The following is a 15,222-nucleotide window of genomic DNA, read 5'->3' on the forward strand; positions in this document are numbered from 1 at the left end:
TAAATATAGTAGTTTACCATTTAATAATTTATTATAATTATGTTAATTATCGGTAAATAAGGACTTGGTAAACTACGAAGAAATATTCTTGAATAAAATAAAAGATATAAAAGATGAGGGGCGCTACCGTGAATTTACGCACTTTGCGTCATTACCAGGTAGGCTCCCCCACATTATGGACTATGAAAGAAATAGGGAAGTAATAGTCTGGTGCAGTAATAACTATTTGGGAATGTCACAAAATGAGAGTGTAATTGCCGCTATCCAAAATTCATCTGTTGGTGCTGGAGGAACAAGAAATATATCTGGTACAACAAAAGAGGTTGTTGAACTTGAAAAATCCTTAGCTTGTTTGCATAAAAAAGAGGCTGCTTTAACTTTTGCTTGTGGCTACCTCGCTAACCAGACAACACTTAGCACTTTATCATCTGTTATTCCGGGCGTAGTAATTTTTTCAGACGAGAAGAACCATTCTTCGATGATAGAAGGCATAAAATCAGGAAAAAGGCCAAAACATATATTTAAACACAATGATGTTAATCATCTAGAGCAGTTACTCAAGTCTATAGACAAAAAGACACCAAAAATAATAGCACTTGAATCCGTATATTCAATGGATGGTGATGTAGCTCCGCTTAAAGAAATATGCGACCTGGCAGATCAACATAATGCAATTACCTATTTGGATGAGGTGCACGCAGTTGGCATGTATGGTTCACATGGTGGCGGAATTGCAGAAAGAGAAGGTCTGATGGATAGAATAACCGTTATTCAAGGTACACTATCAAAGGCTTTTGGAGTGATGGGTGGGTATATAGCGTCTTCAAAGAGCTTGGTAGATGTAATAAGAAGTTCCGCTCCAGGATTTATTTTTACCACTGCTATGTCGCCTGTTTTAGCAGCGGCAGCAAAGGCAAGCGTTGAGCACCTAAAATCGAGCAACATTGAAAGGGAAAAGCAAAAGCAAGTCGTTGAAAAAGTAAAAAACTCACTGAGAAATGCAGGAATTAACTTCATTCCAACAGAAACTCATATAATTCCAATAATAATTGGCAACTCAGAGTTATCCAAAAAAGCATCAAAATTATTATTTGATGAGTATGGAATATATGTTCAACATATAAATTACCCGACAGTTCCAAGAGGAACTGAGCGTTTCCGTATTACCCCTACACCTTATCATACCGATGAAATGATAGAGCATTTAACAGAATCTCTTGTAAAAGTTTTCGAAAAGTTGTCTATCTCTGTAGCCTGCTTATGCTATAGCTAGTACAGCCCTACGTCATACCGCGATTTATTCGCGATATCTCAGCATGGATTCCGCTAACAAGTAGCGGAATGACGAGTTTTACGCTTATCAAATTGTAGGTGAACATAAATTACTTTAGCTATAGTTTTATATCTCCAGCAATGATTAGCCCGTTGTCTTCCGTTAGCCTTCCACCGCTTTCTTGCAGAAAAAGTCTACCGAGCAAGGCTTTATATTTGTTAACTCCAGAGTAAATTATTCCACTGTGCCTTCCTGCCGCAAGGTATGCAAAGCCTAAAATTGTTGAACCTATGGAGCGTACATTACTATTGCCAGGCAGCAATTTATTTAACAAATTACCACTTACATCTATTAGACCCCCTTCACGGCTTTTCACTCGCATTTTTACATGACGAGATCTAAAATCCTCAAGAAAAGCACCTTTCTTTTCTTCTGCCCAAAAAGTTTCTCTAAGAGCCGGAGCATCAATTACAGCTGCCACAACTTTATTTTTATGAATGAGACAGACTGATACTGCAAAATAAACCATGCAACTAGAAAAGTTCTCCCTGCCCTCTATAGGCATAATAAACCAGGTATAAGTGTTATCTTTTACTTCTTGATCAGTATCATCTTCAAAAATAAAACCATAGTCTCGTTTGTAGTCGTGCAAGCAATCGTATATGGTTTGCTTGGATTTTGAATAAGTTTTATTAATAAAGTCTGCTGATTTAACATTAGAAATTTGCAATTCATTAAAATCGCGCATAAGCTGCTTGGAAGCATTACGCACAGAATCAAGCATCACATTAATTCGTGGTGATGAGAGGGACATTCTTCCTTTTACTCTTTCACTCTTTCATAATAGCTGTCACCTGGAGTATATACTACAATTTTATCCTCTTCTTTTATAAATTGAGGCACGTTAACGCGCATTCCGTTTTCCAAAATTGCAGGCTTATAAGAAGCAGTAGCAGTTTGTCCTTTAATAACAGACTCTGTTTCTTTCACAGCAAGTGTAACATAATCAGGCACATGCGCAGAAATTATTTTGTCTTGATAAGCTACAACTTTAATTTTCATGTTATCCTGTAAATAAATTTTTTTTTCTCCCAATAAGTCCAAATTTATAGTGATTTGCTCGTAATTACTTGGATGCATAAGATTTACAATGTTTCCTTCAGTGAAAAGGTAAACATATTCCTCTTCATCTAAAATTGCCCTTCTGATTGTTGCATCAGAACGAAATCTTTCATAGTGTTTTGCTCCGGTTTTGATGTTTTTCATTTCGGCTTGTATGTATGCACCACCTTTACCAGGTTGAGTATGCATAATACCTACAACCAAAAATAATCCGCCGTTATGTTCCAACACCTGACCTGGTCTGATATCGTTAGCTCTTTCTGCCATAATTACATTTTCAATTTGATCTTATAATTATAAATAGCTTTATATAAATATCAAAGTCTTTATTAGTCAATAAATTCTGGTATATTTAATACTATATACCTCCCCTTTATATTTATATGTGGAAATATCTCTTTAGTGAAAGACAGCATAATACGTTTTTTTGTGCTGATAACTAAAATTTCTAATATATCCCCTGAGCCGAAATTATACACAGATTTTACATAGCCATATAATTCATTACTTTTCAGCCTTACTTCCATATCTACAAGGTCACTTTGGTAAAATTCATCCTCATCATTTAGCTCTGGTAACTTGCTTCTTTCTATATATAGCTTCTTATTCCTTAAAAGCTCTGCTTCATTACGGGAATTTACTCCGCTTATTGTAGCTATTACTAAATTATCACCTATGACGGATACTGAGTCTATTTTATAATTCTCATCACCACTTATTAGCTTACCATATAAGGAGATATTTTCAGGCTTTTCAGTAAAGGTTTTTACTTTAACAGCTCCTTTAATTCCGTGAGGAGAGGTAATAATTCCTAAGCATACCAGATTGTCGTTCATATTAATGCAAGTATCTAATCAGAAGATTTCTCAGATAAATATTGAGTCAAAATCTCGATGCCTTCATCAATCTCTTTTTCAGTGATAATGAGTGGAGGTAAAATTCTCACAACGTTGTCTGATGTTACCCCAACAGTAAGCAAGCCGCGATGACTTAACTCTTCTGCAAACTTTTGATTGTCTGCTTTCACTTTTATTCCAAGCATTAACCCTTTCCCTCTTACTTCCTCTATTATTGGAAATTTACTTGCTAAGTCTTCTAGTTTATTTTTTAAGTATTTACCTCTAATTTCAACATTTTTCAAAAAGCCGGGGCTGAGCAATTCTTCGAGCACAGCATTACCTACTGAGGTTGCAAGCGGATTGCCACCAAAAGTGGAACCGTGCATACCAACTGCCATATATTTAGCAGCCTTTTCAGTTGCAAGACAAGCCCCCAGCGGAAACCCCCCTCCTATTCCCTTTGCAAGAGCACATATATCAGGTTCCACTCCTATATGTTCGTATGCGAATAATTTTCCTGTCCTACCAGCACCGCATTGTACGCAATCAAAAAATAACAATATGTCATTTTCATCACACAGCCTTCTTAGTTCTTTCATAAAGACTTCATTCATTACTTTGATACCACCTTGCCCTTGTATTGGTTCTATTAATATAACGCCTATACCACTTGAAATTGCTTTCTTTACGCTCTCAATATTGGGCTCGATGTTATCACACCAATCAATGTAGGGATTTAGTAATTCAGAAAATTTCTGTTTATCGTTTGTAGCACAAGTTAAAAAGGTTCTTCCATGAAATGCACCATGAAATGTTAAAATTCTGTGACGATTTTTATTGCCTTTTCCATTTTGATAGATCCTAGCAATCTTAAGTCCACATTCTACTGCCTCTGATCCAGAATTTGAGAAAAATACAGTGTCAGCGAAACTATTGTTTATTAATTTTTCTGCAAAATTATTGGCAGCAGGTATATTATAGGTATTTGATATATGCCATAATTTTTCTCCTTGCAATTTAAGAGCACTAATTAATCGCGAATTAGTGTGACCTAAGCTACTAACGGCTATTCCGGAGTGAAAATCTACGTAGCGCTCACCATCAACATCATATAGGTAGATACCTTTGCCATGAGAAAAATTTATATTAACAGGAGAATAAACTGGCAAAATAGGAGAAATTGTCATAAAATATTATATGCTAAATTTTATTATTAATAACATAAAAGCCGTTGTTTCGCAATGAGTAAGGATATGTATAAGATAGGTAAATTAATGTTTTCTGCACTGGGGAAAAACAAATACACAAAAGTTATCGCATTATTCTCATCAATTTTTATGATTTTATTCAGTGTGATATATTGTAATTATTTACTAAGGAGTAATTTCCTTTCTTCTTACCGTGATTCAAGTGTAAACTTAAAAAGCGTACTGGAAAATGGCATAATAAAAAAATACCATTATTTACTAATAGAAAAGCATCACATTAAATACAAAAATTTTGACTACATAAACCAACTAGTAAAACTACGTGCTGAATTATTACAATCAGTGAGCAAAGTAAAGGATTTCAGCTTAATACTGTATGATCAAAACGGCAGAATAATATTCAGTAATTTTAACACTCAAGATTATGATTATGAACAGTTACTTACAAACGATGAAATTGATAAACTATTAAGTAACCAAGAAATATTTTATACTACAGGAAATACATTAACTTCTATTTTCCCTATATTCCATGAAAATAGCGCTAAACCGTCGTTTTTTTTGAAGATTCTTCGAAGCTACAATAATTCTTATGTTATAGCATATGGCCTATTTTTAGGCTTATTATTAATAATTTTAATATTAATAATGTTCTATTTGCACTTTTCTAATACCAAAATGCTGGCCAAGCAACATAAAACTAACATTGAATTACAGCAGATAAAAGAGGCATTAGAGCAAGAAAATGCAAACAAGCTAAAGTTTTTTGCAAGCGTTACACATGAGTTACGCACACCTCTTAATGCTATTATTGGATTTGCAGAGTTGATCAAAAATGAAACTTTAGGTTCAATGGATAACTCTCAATACAAGGAGTATGCAGACGATATATATAATGCAGGGACGCATTTACTTGCTTTAATTAACGATGTGCTCGATTTTTCTAAAGCTGAATCAAGTAGTTTAACAGTAGAAAAAGTGAAGTTTAACCTGAACAAAATAGTGGATTCATGCATAAATATGCTATTACCTAAATTAAGAGAAACTGAGATTAATTTAAAAAAAGAGATACCTAATAAGCAATTATTAGTTATTGCAGATCCTAAGAGAATGAAACAAGTTATAATAAATTTATTATCAAACTCAATCAAATTTACCCCAAAGGGTGGTTTAATAAGAATGGTGGTAAAAGAAAATATAGAAAAAAACTTATTAACTATTGAGTTTCATGACAATGGAATAGGGATAATGCAGCAGGACATATATAAAGTTATGTCTGTTTTTGGCCAAGCAGATTCGGGGTATAGAAACGAAGGTACGGGCATCGGATTGCCGCTAAGCAAGAAATTAGTAGAGTTAATGGGTGGAACTTTTGACATTAAAAGTGAAGCAAAACTTGGTACTACGATAACATTGAACTTCTTTTATGAAGAACAAACATGTGAAGATTCGATTGATTTTTAATAGGATCTATTTGATATGGCCTTACATCAGACGAAAACCACACTTTATCAAAAGCGGCAAGCCGAGAAGGTAGGCAGAAATTCATCAATAAGCCCCCATCAAGAATCTTATCTGTTAGCTATATATAAAATTTGATACTCTGACTACAATATACTACTATAGATAGAAGTGTTATTAATGGAGCAAGGTATGGAATTAGCAGTAGGAAATAATGCACCCGATTTTAGCTTACCAACAGATTCTGGTGAAAATTTATCACTGAGTGAATTTTTTGATAAAAAAAATGTAGTTCTTTATTTTTATCCTAAAGACGATACTCCGGGTTGTACAATGGAGGCAAAAGGCTTTAGAGATAAAATAGATGATTTTTCTTTCCTTGACACAGTGATAATTGGTGTATCAAAAGATAGTGTTAGATGTCACACTAACTTCAAAGCAAAATATTCTCTGCCGTTTTCTTTAGTTTCTGATGAGAATGCTGAAATGTTGGGAAAATATGGTGTTTGGGTAGAGAAAAGTATGTTTGGCAAAAAGTATATGGGAATAGAACGCACTACTTTTTTAATAGATAAAAAAGGTAAAATAGTGAAGATCTGGAAAAATGTAAAAGTTAGTGGACATGTTGATGAGGTTCTGGAAGAAGTAAAGAGAATATAAACTAAAGAATAGGTTAATGGCTACCCATTGCTACATAAAAAAGCTGAAATTACATAATTTTCGTAGCCACTCAAACTTTGAACTGGATTCAGATGATAGCTCAGTTGTAATAACTGGCAAAAACGGTATTGGTAAAACTAATATACTTGAAGCAATCTCGTTGCTTGCTAAAAGCAATGGAATGAAAAAAGCAAAAGCCAGTGAGATACAAAATAGATTCAGTAATGAAGATTGGATAGTGCACTATGATTTTTTTAATGGAATGGATTTTAATTCAATTGGTATCGCAAAGAGTTTTGATAAGAAACTAATACAAATTGATGGAAAAACGCAATCGAGTTATTCATCTTTGTATAAGATATCCAATGTAATATGGCTGATTCCACAAATGGACTATGTTCTTCTTAATTCTCCAAGTGACAGATTAAAATTTTTAGACCGTATAGTCTCACTGTTTGAGGAAAATTACACTTGCTGCTACATGAAATATAGAAAAGCTAAACATGAGCGAAGTAAACTATTGAGGGAGAACATTTTGAACAAAAACTGGCTCTCTAGTCTTGAAAACATAATGGCCGTTAATGCAGTTAGTATTTTACGTATGCGATCGTCTGTTTTAAAGACACTACAAGACACAATTGATAACCATTCCAGTGAGCTTTTTCCGAAGGCAAGTTTGAAATTCAGCAGCCAGCTAACTTTGAACGATACTGCAGAATATTTTCAGAATCGTCTAAAGGAAAACAGAGAAAAAGACTCATTGACTGGTAGAGTAACCTTTGGTGTGCATAACGATAATTTTCGGGTTTTTTGTCAAAAAAGAAACGTACCAATAAATCTGTGCTCCACTGGAGAACAAAAGTTATTACTGCTTTCTATTATTTTATCCAGTGTAAAAGCAAGGTGTATTCATTACAATAAGGCACCACTTCTTCTACTTGATGATATAATGTCTCATCTGGATAAACATTACAGAAAGGCGTTAATGGAGGAAGTGTTAAGTATTCAATGTCAAACTTGGATAACTGATGTAAATCAAGATAATTTCAATAGCTATCTTTATTCTTTCAAGTTTTTTGAATTATCAAATGAATTAAATGCAAAACCTACTTGACAAACTCCGCCAGCCCTCTTATCATGAAACTGAAGCTATTTATTTATCTTCGCAATCTGTGCAGGTTAATGACAAAAAACTTAGGGTATTTGGCGTCTCATGTTTAATTTTTCGCACTACGTGCATCGCATGTCTTTAAAAATTTTTAGGTTTTTACCTATATAAGCCGAAACGCGCTTACAAAGCGTTTAAGACAGCAAAAAACGTCAAATTGACAAGGGAGAATTTGAATGCTAGCTACTACGGGGTTTCTTTGCCTTTTTTCCTGCTTAGTAAATTTCTTAAACACTTGCGGTGTAGGTTAGTTGCAAGTTAAAAGCAGCTAAATCGCTCTTAATCAAGCGTTTTAGAATAAAAAAACGCCGATATTTTAGTACATAGTAAATAGCCAACCACCATGGGGCTTCTTTTGCCTTTTTTTTCATTTGGTAAATTTCTTAAACATTTATAGCTAAACGACAACCGTCATCCTGCTGCTTGTTAGCTGATGAGATACCGCGAATGAATCGCGGTATGACGGTATGCGGCGGCATGACGATAAGCCTTGTCATTCTAGCGCGTGGCGCTGGAATCCAGACTTTAACTGATATGATTACAGAAAGAGAATTTATTAGGTAGTCATAGACACTGAAAGTGGTAAAACTTACCACTTTCAAGTAAAGAAAACTACGTTTGTGCCTCCAACAATTTCTATTACTTATTTGCTACTGCACCGTCTTTACAAATCACACCTCCTGGTGTTATTTTTGAAACGACTACAGGAGCGCCAAAAAACACAGCAGTGAATGCACCGAGTGCAAAAAGCGCTGGCCACGGCATTCTGCCGAATATTGCAAGCAACGCTGCACCAATTATCACTATTGTGATCATTGGTCCACCTATGCCATGAGTATAGCCTATTATCTTGCATATCACCGATGATGTTGTATCATTTGTATCAACAAAAGTAGTACTTGTAGGAGGAGCACCTGCATCAAACGCAAAGGAGAGAATTAAAGCTACAAGTAGAAGAAAATTTTTCATTATGCCTCCGATAATTTCTGTTTCATATTTGATTATCTATCACATTGATTAAGTTTAAGTAAATGGTGAGGATTTTTTGCTTAAAAGTATCCTTTATTTCATTTAGAATACTTTTCTTGGTTCGTTTATATTACAGTGCTACAGAAATTTTACAGCATCGTTTATTGCCTTTATCGTGCTTTGATTGACACAATTCATAATGATGGAGTGGAGCATGCAGGGTATTTATCATTTTTAATTCTGTTATCAATATTTCCTTTTCTCATCGTTTTAATGGCTGTGGCGTCAACATTCGCAAATTTTTTAGACCAGTACAACATTGGCTGGGTATTTATCATTGATAACATGCCACAGGATATTTTATCATCTTTGATGCCGCGTATTAGGGAGATAATATCAGGCCCGCCGCAAAGCTTACTAACTTTAGCAATTGTAGGTGCTGTTTGGACCGCTTCATCGACAATTGAAGGGCTTAGAACAATACTCAATAAGGCCTATAAAGTTCCGGTTTCGCCGCCTTATATATTAAGAAGAGTACTAAGTATATTACAATTTTTAGTAATCACGCTTATTATAACTCTAACTATAGTGTTTTCTACACTAGTACCAATGCTAATTGATTTTTCCTATCAGGGGCTAAGTTATACTAGGTATTTACTTATTGAATTTGTACTTTTCACAGTAGTCTCTTGGCTATATTTTATGTTACCAAACATAAAACAAAATTTATCAGACGTATTTCCTGGATCTTGTGTAGCTGTTATTCTTTGGACGATTTCTGCTTCAGCTTTTAAGCAATACTTAAAAGCTTCCTTTGACCAACTGGATTTGATATATGGAAGTTTAGGTGGTGTGGTAGTGTCATTACTATTTTTTTATATGCTAAGTTTGATTTTTATATATGGAGCAAAATTCAATTTTCAGCTAAAATATTTCAATGGATCTCGCTAAGGAGAAAGAAATGGGTAAGTTAGAAGGTAAAGTAGCTTTAATCACCGGAGCTTCAGGTGGAATAGGCTCTGCTGTTGCAAAAAGGTTTATAAGAGAAGGTGCATGTGTGATTCTGATTTCAAGATCTCTTGATAATCTCAAGCCACTATATAATGAAATTGAAGAGCTTGAAGAATTTAAAGAAGGCTCTGTGAAACTAATTCAGCTTGATCTTCTAGACTTTGAGAATGTAAAGATACTGACAAACATGATAGAAAGCCTGAAATTATCAGAATCTGGAGCACTTGATATATTAGTTGCGTGTGCTGGAATTTTAGGCAAACTGAACCCCATTCATGACTGTGAGATTGAAGAGCTACAGAACGTAATGAATACAAATTTTACTGCCAATTGGTACTTACTAAAAAACTTAGATCCAATGCTAAAAAAGTCTAATGCTGGAAGAGCGATATTCATGACCTCAGAAGTGACACTTTCTCCTTCCTCTTATCCATATTGGATGCCGTATGCTGCAAGTAAAGTTGCACTAGAAATAATGGTGCAGATATATGCATCTGAGACAAAACATACAAAATTATGTGTAAATGCTGTATACACGGAAGGACCTGTGGGTAGTGAGCAGGCATTTCCTGGATCTGAATTGGTGTCACCTGATAAACTAACAGATAAATTTGTGGAATTAGCTTCTGAAGACTGCAGCATATCAGGAAAAATCTTACCGCTCAGCAAATCTCCCGAATAAATTACCATAGTATCTGCAAAGATACCGTTAAGCCCACAACTGTATGAACATTGTGATTTGAGAGTAATCTCCACTAGGAAGGATGTCATCCCAGTGCCTCTATGGTGTCATTCCAGTCTGGAATCTAGTCTTTATTATGCAGCCACTTATTTAAAGTTAAGTTTTCTGGATCCCAGACTGGGATGACACCTCTGGGCACTGCCGTCATAAAGGAACCAGTGTCAGCTACTTGAATGACATCATTTGCTGTGCAATTTACCTTCAAAAATGAATGTTTGTACAGCTGTGTGTCAAGCACTGGAATCTGCCACGCAAATTGCAATGTTCGTACAGTTATGCGTCAAGCCTAAAAGTAATTAGCTAATAGGTTTAATAAAAATTCACATATACAGGAAAGATTGGTAACATTACTTGAATAGAGACCGTTATTGTAATTATGCCGAAACGCACAGATATAGAATCTATATTAGTAATAGGAGCAGGCCCAATAGTTATAGGTCAGGCATGCGAGTTTGATTATTCCGGAACGCAAAGCTGTAAAGTATTAAAAAGCGAAGGTTATAAAGTCATTTTGGTTAACTCCAACCCCGCAACTATAATGACAGATCCTGAGTTTTCTGATGCGACGTATATTGAGCCGGTACTGCCTGAAATCATAGAGAAAATTATAATTAAGGAGAGGCCAGACGCAATATTGCCAACAATGGGTGGGCAAACAGCGCTCAATTGTGCAATAAAACTTGCAGATGATGGAGTGTTAGACAAATACAACGTAGAATTAATGGGGGTAAATAGAGAAGCAATAAAAAAAGCAGAGGATAGAGAGTTATTCCGCCAATCCATGGATAAAATAGGACTGAAATACCCCAAAAGTATCATTATAAAAAATCAAGAACAAATAAAAAAGGCTTTGGATTACGTTGGATTACCAGCAATCATTCGTTCATCATTCACTCTTGGTGGTGCAGGTAGTGGCATAGCATATAATAAAGAGGAGTTTTTCAATATCGCAGAAAGTGCTCTCAAAATTTCGCCAATAAATGAAGTTCAGATAGATGAATCAATTATCGGCTGGAAAGAGTATGAAATGGAAGTTATCCGCGATTGTAAAGATAACTGCATAATAGTCTGTTCGATAGAAAATGTTGATCCGATGGGAGTGCACACCGGAGATAGTATTACGGTTGCTCCTGCTTTGACTCTGCGTGATGCTGAATATCAACAAATGAGAAATGCATCTATAGCAGTGCTGAGAGAAATTGATGTTAGTGCCGGTGGTGCAAATGTTCAATTTGCAGTGAATCCTAAAGAAGATGGAAGCCTCGTTGTGATTGAGATGAATCCAAGGGTTTCTCGCTCTTCTGCACTTGCTTCGAAAGCAACAGGCTATCCTATTGCAAAAGTTGTAACTAAACTTGCTATTGGCTATTCGCTCGACGAAATACGTAACGACTGTGCTCCAATAATACCAGCAGCATTCGAACCAGTGATTGATTATATCGTCACTAAAATTCCTCGATTTGAGTTTGAGAAATTTAAAGGAACGAATTGTGAACTATCAACCTCCATGAAATCAGTGGGAGAAGTAATGTCTATAGGCCGCACTTTTAATGAGTCACTGCAGAAAGCTTTTCGTTCACTTGAAACTGATCTTACAGGACTTGATGAAGTGTTTCCTGAGAACATTGATATTGATCACGTAAAATCTCAATTAGCAAAATTGCTACCAAACAGATTACTGATTGCTGCTGACGCAATGCGCCACGGAATTAGCATAGAAGAAATAAATTCAATTACAGGTTATGACTTATGGTTTTTGCAGAATATACAGCAAATCATCTTGGCTGAACAAAAAATCAAGGAAAACGGCCTCCCTGGAACTGCATATGAAATGTTAGAGCTGAAAAAAATGGGATTTTCAGATGCAAGATTGGCGAAATTAAGCAATAAGAAAGTAGAGCAAATCGAAGAAACAAGAAAAAAATTTGGCATCAAACAAGTTTATAAGCGTGTAGACACCTGTGCAGCTGAATTTGAATCGAGCACTGCTTATATGTATGGCTGTTATGAGGGAAACATTACAAATAGGACAGAATGCGAAGCGGACATTTCTGACCGAAAAAAGGTTGTCATTTTAGGAAGTGGTCCAAACCGCATTGGTCAAGGTATTGAATTTGATTATGCATGCGTACATGCAGCTTCTGCCGCCAAAGAAATGGGGTATGAAACAATAATGATCAACTGTAATCCAGAAACTGTTTCAACTGACTACGATACCGCTGATCGTTTATATTTTGCCCCACTGATTGCAGAGGATGTGCTTGAAATACTAAGCAAAGAGCAAGAAAATGGCACACTGGTTGGTGTAATAGTTCAAATAGGTGGTCAAACACCTTTAAAGTTAGCCAAAGTGCTTAACGAGAGAGGTTTCAAAATTCTGGGAACTTCGTTTGATTCTATTGACCTTGCAGAAGATCGCATGAGGTTTAAAAATCTTGCTTTGCAACTTAATTTAAAACAACCTGAAAGTTCTATCTGCCATTCAGTAGAAGAAGCGTTAACCAATGCAGAAAAGGTGGGGTTTCCACTAGTAGTCAGGCCATCATATGTCCTCGGTGGTCAATCCATGTCGATTAGACACGATACTCAGAGCTTTAAAGAGTACGTCTTAGATCAAACTAAAATCTTTGAGCATGGTTCGCTGCTTCTTGATAAATTTTTAGTCAATGCAGTTGAGGTTGACGTTGATGCTGTATGTGATGGGGAAAAAGTTTTCATTGCAGCGGTCATGGAGCACATTGAAGAAGCTGGTATTCATTCTGGCGATTCAACATGCTCAATACCGACAAATACATTGAGTGACGAAGTAATAAAAGAGATCGAGCTCCAAACTGAGAGAATAGCATTAGCATTAAAAGTGAAAGGTCTGATAAACATTCAGTTTGCTGTTCAAGAGAATAGACCTCTTGCAGAACCTGTTTGTGATGAGAAATCTTTAGGAAAAGTGCAGATGAGCACCACAGAATACTCGAATGTATTTGAGGAGCGCAGACAAGCTTTGACGACAAAATTGCCTTCAGAAATCGAGTTATGCAAGAGGTCTAGTGATGTATACATACTTGAAGTGAATTTAAGGGCTAGTCGCACAGTTCCTTTTATTTCCAAGGTAATCAATATTCCTATTGCAAAGCTTGCCACTCAGGTTATTTTGGGTAAAAAATTGAATCAGGAAAACAAGCCTTTCAATCATTTTGCAGTTAAAGCTGCTGTTTTTCCATTCACGCGTTTTTCGGGAATTGATACTCTACTTGGTCCTGAAATGAAATCAACAGGAGAAGTGATGGGAATTGACTCATCATTTGAAGCTGCACTTGCAAAAACGCACATGGCTGCAGGATACAAGTTACCAACAGAAGGAACAGCTCTGGTTTCAGTAAAAGATGATGATAAAGAGTATATATTGCCTGTTGTACGAATGTTGAAAGAACTGAGTTTTGAAATATATGCAACCAAAGGTACAGCTTCTTATCTGAATAATAATGGCATTGCTGCACAAACTGTAAATAAAGTGAGAGAAGGCAGACCCCACATAGTTGATATGCTCAAAGATGGAAAAATAAATCTAGTGATCAATACCTCAAAAGGTGTGAAATCAGTTTCAGATAGCAAAGATATCAGGAGAACTGCTATTTTGCAAAATATAGCTTACAGTACCACAGCTTCTGGGAGTAAAGCGTTAGTGCTTGCAATTCAATATGTAAAGAATAGCAAATTGGAAGTGAAATCATTACAGCAGATACAAAACGGTTAAATATCAAAACTAGAATAATTCACTCTCAAAATGCTAAAGAGAACATAATAAAAAGATGGAAATTTTGAAGGAAATAGTATACCTAAAGAATCAACTAGCGTAATTGAACAGCCAAATGCTACAACGAATACTCCACAATCTTACCTAGAGGACACTTCCCTTATATGTTAAGAACAAGTCTTTATAAATATCAAAGTAGTGATATTAAAGACACACAGAGAAGAGGAACCGTCACGCCCCTTGATTATAAGAATCGTTGTTCAGCAAGGTTCTCTTCTCTGGTTTATTATACTGAAAGTTCCGAACAACTGATTGAGCTTTTAGGCTCGTATATAAGGCTGGAAAATGCAGTATATGTTATTATTACGGAGGAATTATGAATTCATCAAACATTATTGCTGGCATTGATGTTAGCAAAAGTAAATTAGATCTCCACATTCACCCACTTGAGCATTATAAAATATTTGAAAACAATGTACAATCCATTGATGAAATGCTGGACTTTTTACGTTTGCATAATGTAACCAAAATTGGTCTTGAGGCAACTGGTGGATACGAAAAATTATGTGCCTATACTTTATGAGGTGTACGTCATTCAACCAAGGTGGGAGAGACTATGCTAAAAGCCTTGGTATTACTACAAAAACTGATAAAACAGACTGCAGTATCATCTCACGTTATATTAATAATACAGATATGCGTGTTACTCCTTTAACAGTTAGTAATGGTAATATTGATTGCTTGAAACAAAAATTATCTCGTAGAAACCAACTTGTAGAAATAGCAAAAATACAAAAAACCCAAATCCAACAGGTAACTGATACATCTATAATCAAACAAATAGAGGAACTTCTTGCAATTTTACGTAATCAAATTAAAACTTTAGAAGATGAAATGATTACATTTATCGATCAAAACCAAGAGCTTAAAAGAAAATATATATCAATAACTATATAGTAGCGGGATGACGGTTTTTCAAATTGTCGGTAAATCTAAGTCAGTTTAGCTATAGGCAGCA

17 protein-coding genes are annotated in these 15,222 nt (G+C 35.4%); 10 read left to right on the forward strand and 7 right to left on the reverse strand.

Annotated features, from left to right (window positions below; genetic code table 11):
* Window positions 1–64 precede the first annotated feature (64 nt).
* Window positions 65–1,273, forward strand: a complete 1,209-nt coding sequence (gene hemA / locus ABWU47_RS02200; RefSeq protein ID WP_006279721.1) for a 5-aminolevulinate synthase — start codon at window positions 65–67, stop codon at window positions 1,271–1,273.
* 118 nt (window positions 1,274–1,391) lie between these two features.
* Here hemA and ABWU47_RS02205 read toward each other — a convergent pair whose 3' ends face one another.
* From ABWU47_RS02205 to ABWU47_RS02220, 4 genes are all read right to left on the reverse strand, one after another.
* Window positions 1,392–2,087 carry an inositol monophosphatase family protein gene (locus ABWU47_RS02205; RefSeq protein ID WP_006279720.1) on the reverse strand — a complete coding sequence of 232 codons (696 nt, stop codon included), beginning with the start codon at window positions 2,085–2,087 and terminating at the stop codon, window positions 1,392–1,394.
* An 8-nt stretch (window positions 2,088–2,095) separates the two neighbouring features.
* Window positions 2,096–2,662 carry an elongation factor P gene (gene efp / locus ABWU47_RS02210; RefSeq protein WP_006279719.1) on the reverse strand — a complete coding sequence of 189 codons (567 nt, stop codon included), beginning with the start codon at window positions 2,660–2,662 and terminating at the stop codon, window positions 2,096–2,098.
* 62 nt (window positions 2,663–2,724) lie between these two features.
* Window positions 2,725–3,231: a ribosome maturation factor RimM gene (gene rimM, locus ABWU47_RS02215; RefSeq protein ID WP_006279718.1), complete on the reverse strand. Its 507-nt coding sequence runs from the start codon at window positions 3,229–3,231 to the stop codon at window positions 2,725–2,727.
* 14 nt (window positions 3,232–3,245) lie between these two features.
* Window positions 3,246–4,421: an aspartate aminotransferase family protein gene (locus tag ABWU47_RS02220; protein ID WP_065094478.1), complete on the reverse strand. Its 1,176-nt coding sequence runs from the start codon at window positions 4,419–4,421 to the stop codon at window positions 3,246–3,248.
* 66 nt (window positions 4,422–4,487) lie between these two features.
* Between ABWU47_RS02220 and ABWU47_RS02225 the strand changes: the two genes are divergently transcribed.
* The 3 genes from ABWU47_RS02225 (at window position 4,488) to recF (ending at window position 7,677) form a co-directional block, all read left to right on the forward strand.
* Window positions 4,488–5,906, forward strand: coding sequence for a sensor histidine kinase (locus ABWU47_RS02225; RefSeq protein WP_006279716.1), 1,419 nt, complete (start codon window positions 4,488–4,490; stop codon window positions 5,904–5,906).
* 189 nt (window positions 5,907–6,095) lie between these two features.
* A complete protein-coding gene (gene bcp, locus ABWU47_RS02230) occupies window positions 6,096–6,563 on the forward strand; it encodes a thioredoxin-dependent thiol peroxidase (RefSeq protein ID WP_006279715.1) in 468 nt (155 codons plus the stop codon).
* Window positions 6,564–6,579: 16 nt separating this feature from the next.
* Window positions 6,580–7,677 (forward strand): DNA replication/repair protein RecF, encoded by a 1,098-nt coding sequence (gene recF, locus ABWU47_RS02235; protein WP_077188449.1) that lies wholly within the window; start codon window positions 6,580–6,582, stop codon window positions 7,675–7,677.
* A gap of 437 nt (window positions 7,678–8,114) precedes the next feature.
* Here recF and ABWU47_RS02240 read toward each other — a convergent pair whose 3' ends face one another.
* Both ABWU47_RS02240 and ABWU47_RS02245 read right to left on the reverse strand, forming a co-directional pair.
* Window positions 8,115–8,327 (reverse strand): hypothetical protein, encoded by a 213-nt coding sequence (locus ABWU47_RS02240; protein ID WP_353285741.1) that lies wholly within the window; start codon window positions 8,325–8,327, stop codon window positions 8,115–8,117.
* Between the two features lie 43 nt (window positions 8,328–8,370).
* The gene (locus ABWU47_RS02245) at window positions 8,371–8,700 is read right to left on the reverse strand and encodes a TrbC/VirB2 family protein (RefSeq protein WP_077188451.1); all 330 of its coding nucleotides are present in this window, start codon (window positions 8,698–8,700) and stop codon (window positions 8,371–8,373) included.
* 135 nt (window positions 8,701–8,835) lie between these two features.
* On the opposite strand from ABWU47_RS02245, the gene ABWU47_RS02250 reads away from it, so the two are divergent.
* Together ABWU47_RS02250 and ABWU47_RS02255 are read left to right on the forward strand one after the other, a co-directional pair.
* Window positions 8,836–9,651: a YihY/virulence factor BrkB family protein gene (locus ABWU47_RS02250; RefSeq protein WP_006279712.1), complete on the forward strand. Its 816-nt coding sequence runs from the start codon at window positions 8,836–8,838 to the stop codon at window positions 9,649–9,651.
* Window positions 9,638–10,393, forward strand: coding sequence for an SDR family oxidoreductase (locus ABWU47_RS02255; protein ID WP_006279711.1), 756 nt, complete (start codon window positions 9,638–9,640; stop codon window positions 10,391–10,393). The genes ABWU47_RS02250 and ABWU47_RS02255 overlap by 14 nt, the downstream gene beginning before the upstream one ends.
* A gap of 124 nt (window positions 10,394–10,517) precedes the next feature.
* Here ABWU47_RS02255 and ABWU47_RS02260 read toward each other — a convergent pair whose 3' ends face one another.
* Window positions 10,518–10,691, reverse strand: coding sequence for a hypothetical protein (locus ABWU47_RS02260; protein ID WP_167471214.1), 174 nt, complete (start codon window positions 10,689–10,691; stop codon window positions 10,518–10,520).
* A gap of 138 nt (window positions 10,692–10,829) precedes the next feature.
* On the opposite strand from ABWU47_RS02260, the gene carB reads away from it, so the two are divergent.
* The 4 genes from carB to ABWU47_RS02280 all read left to right on the forward strand — a co-directional run bounded on the left by carB (window position 10,830) and on the right by ABWU47_RS02280 (window position 15,161).
* Window positions 10,830–14,204 carry a carbamoyl-phosphate synthase large subunit gene (carB, locus tag ABWU47_RS02265; RefSeq protein ID WP_006279710.1) on the forward strand — a complete coding sequence of 1,125 codons (3,375 nt, stop codon included), beginning with the start codon at window positions 10,830–10,832 and terminating at the stop codon, window positions 14,202–14,204.
* A gap of 164 nt (window positions 14,205–14,368) precedes the next feature.
* Window positions 14,369–14,584 (forward strand): hypothetical protein, encoded by a 216-nt coding sequence (locus tag ABWU47_RS02270; protein WP_006279709.1) that lies wholly within the window; start codon window positions 14,369–14,371, stop codon window positions 14,582–14,584.
* Window positions 14,581–14,787 (forward strand): hypothetical protein, encoded by a 207-nt coding sequence (locus ABWU47_RS02275; RefSeq protein ID WP_077188452.1) that lies wholly within the window; start codon window positions 14,581–14,583, stop codon window positions 14,785–14,787. The genes ABWU47_RS02270 and ABWU47_RS02275 overlap by 4 nt, the downstream gene beginning before the upstream one ends.
* Entirely contained in the window at window positions 14,769–15,161 is a 393-nt protein-coding gene (locus ABWU47_RS02280; RefSeq protein ID WP_236717767.1) for a hypothetical protein, read from the forward strand. The genes ABWU47_RS02275 and ABWU47_RS02280 overlap by 19 nt, the downstream gene beginning before the upstream one ends.
* The last annotated feature ends 61 nt before the right edge of the window (window positions 15,162–15,222 follow it).

The sequence above is a fragment of the Wolbachia endosymbiont (group A) of Gastracanthus pulcherrimus genome, from assembly GCF_964028265.1.
GTDB lineage: Bacteria > Pseudomonadota > Alphaproteobacteria > Rickettsiales > Anaplasmataceae > Wolbachia > Wolbachia pipientis.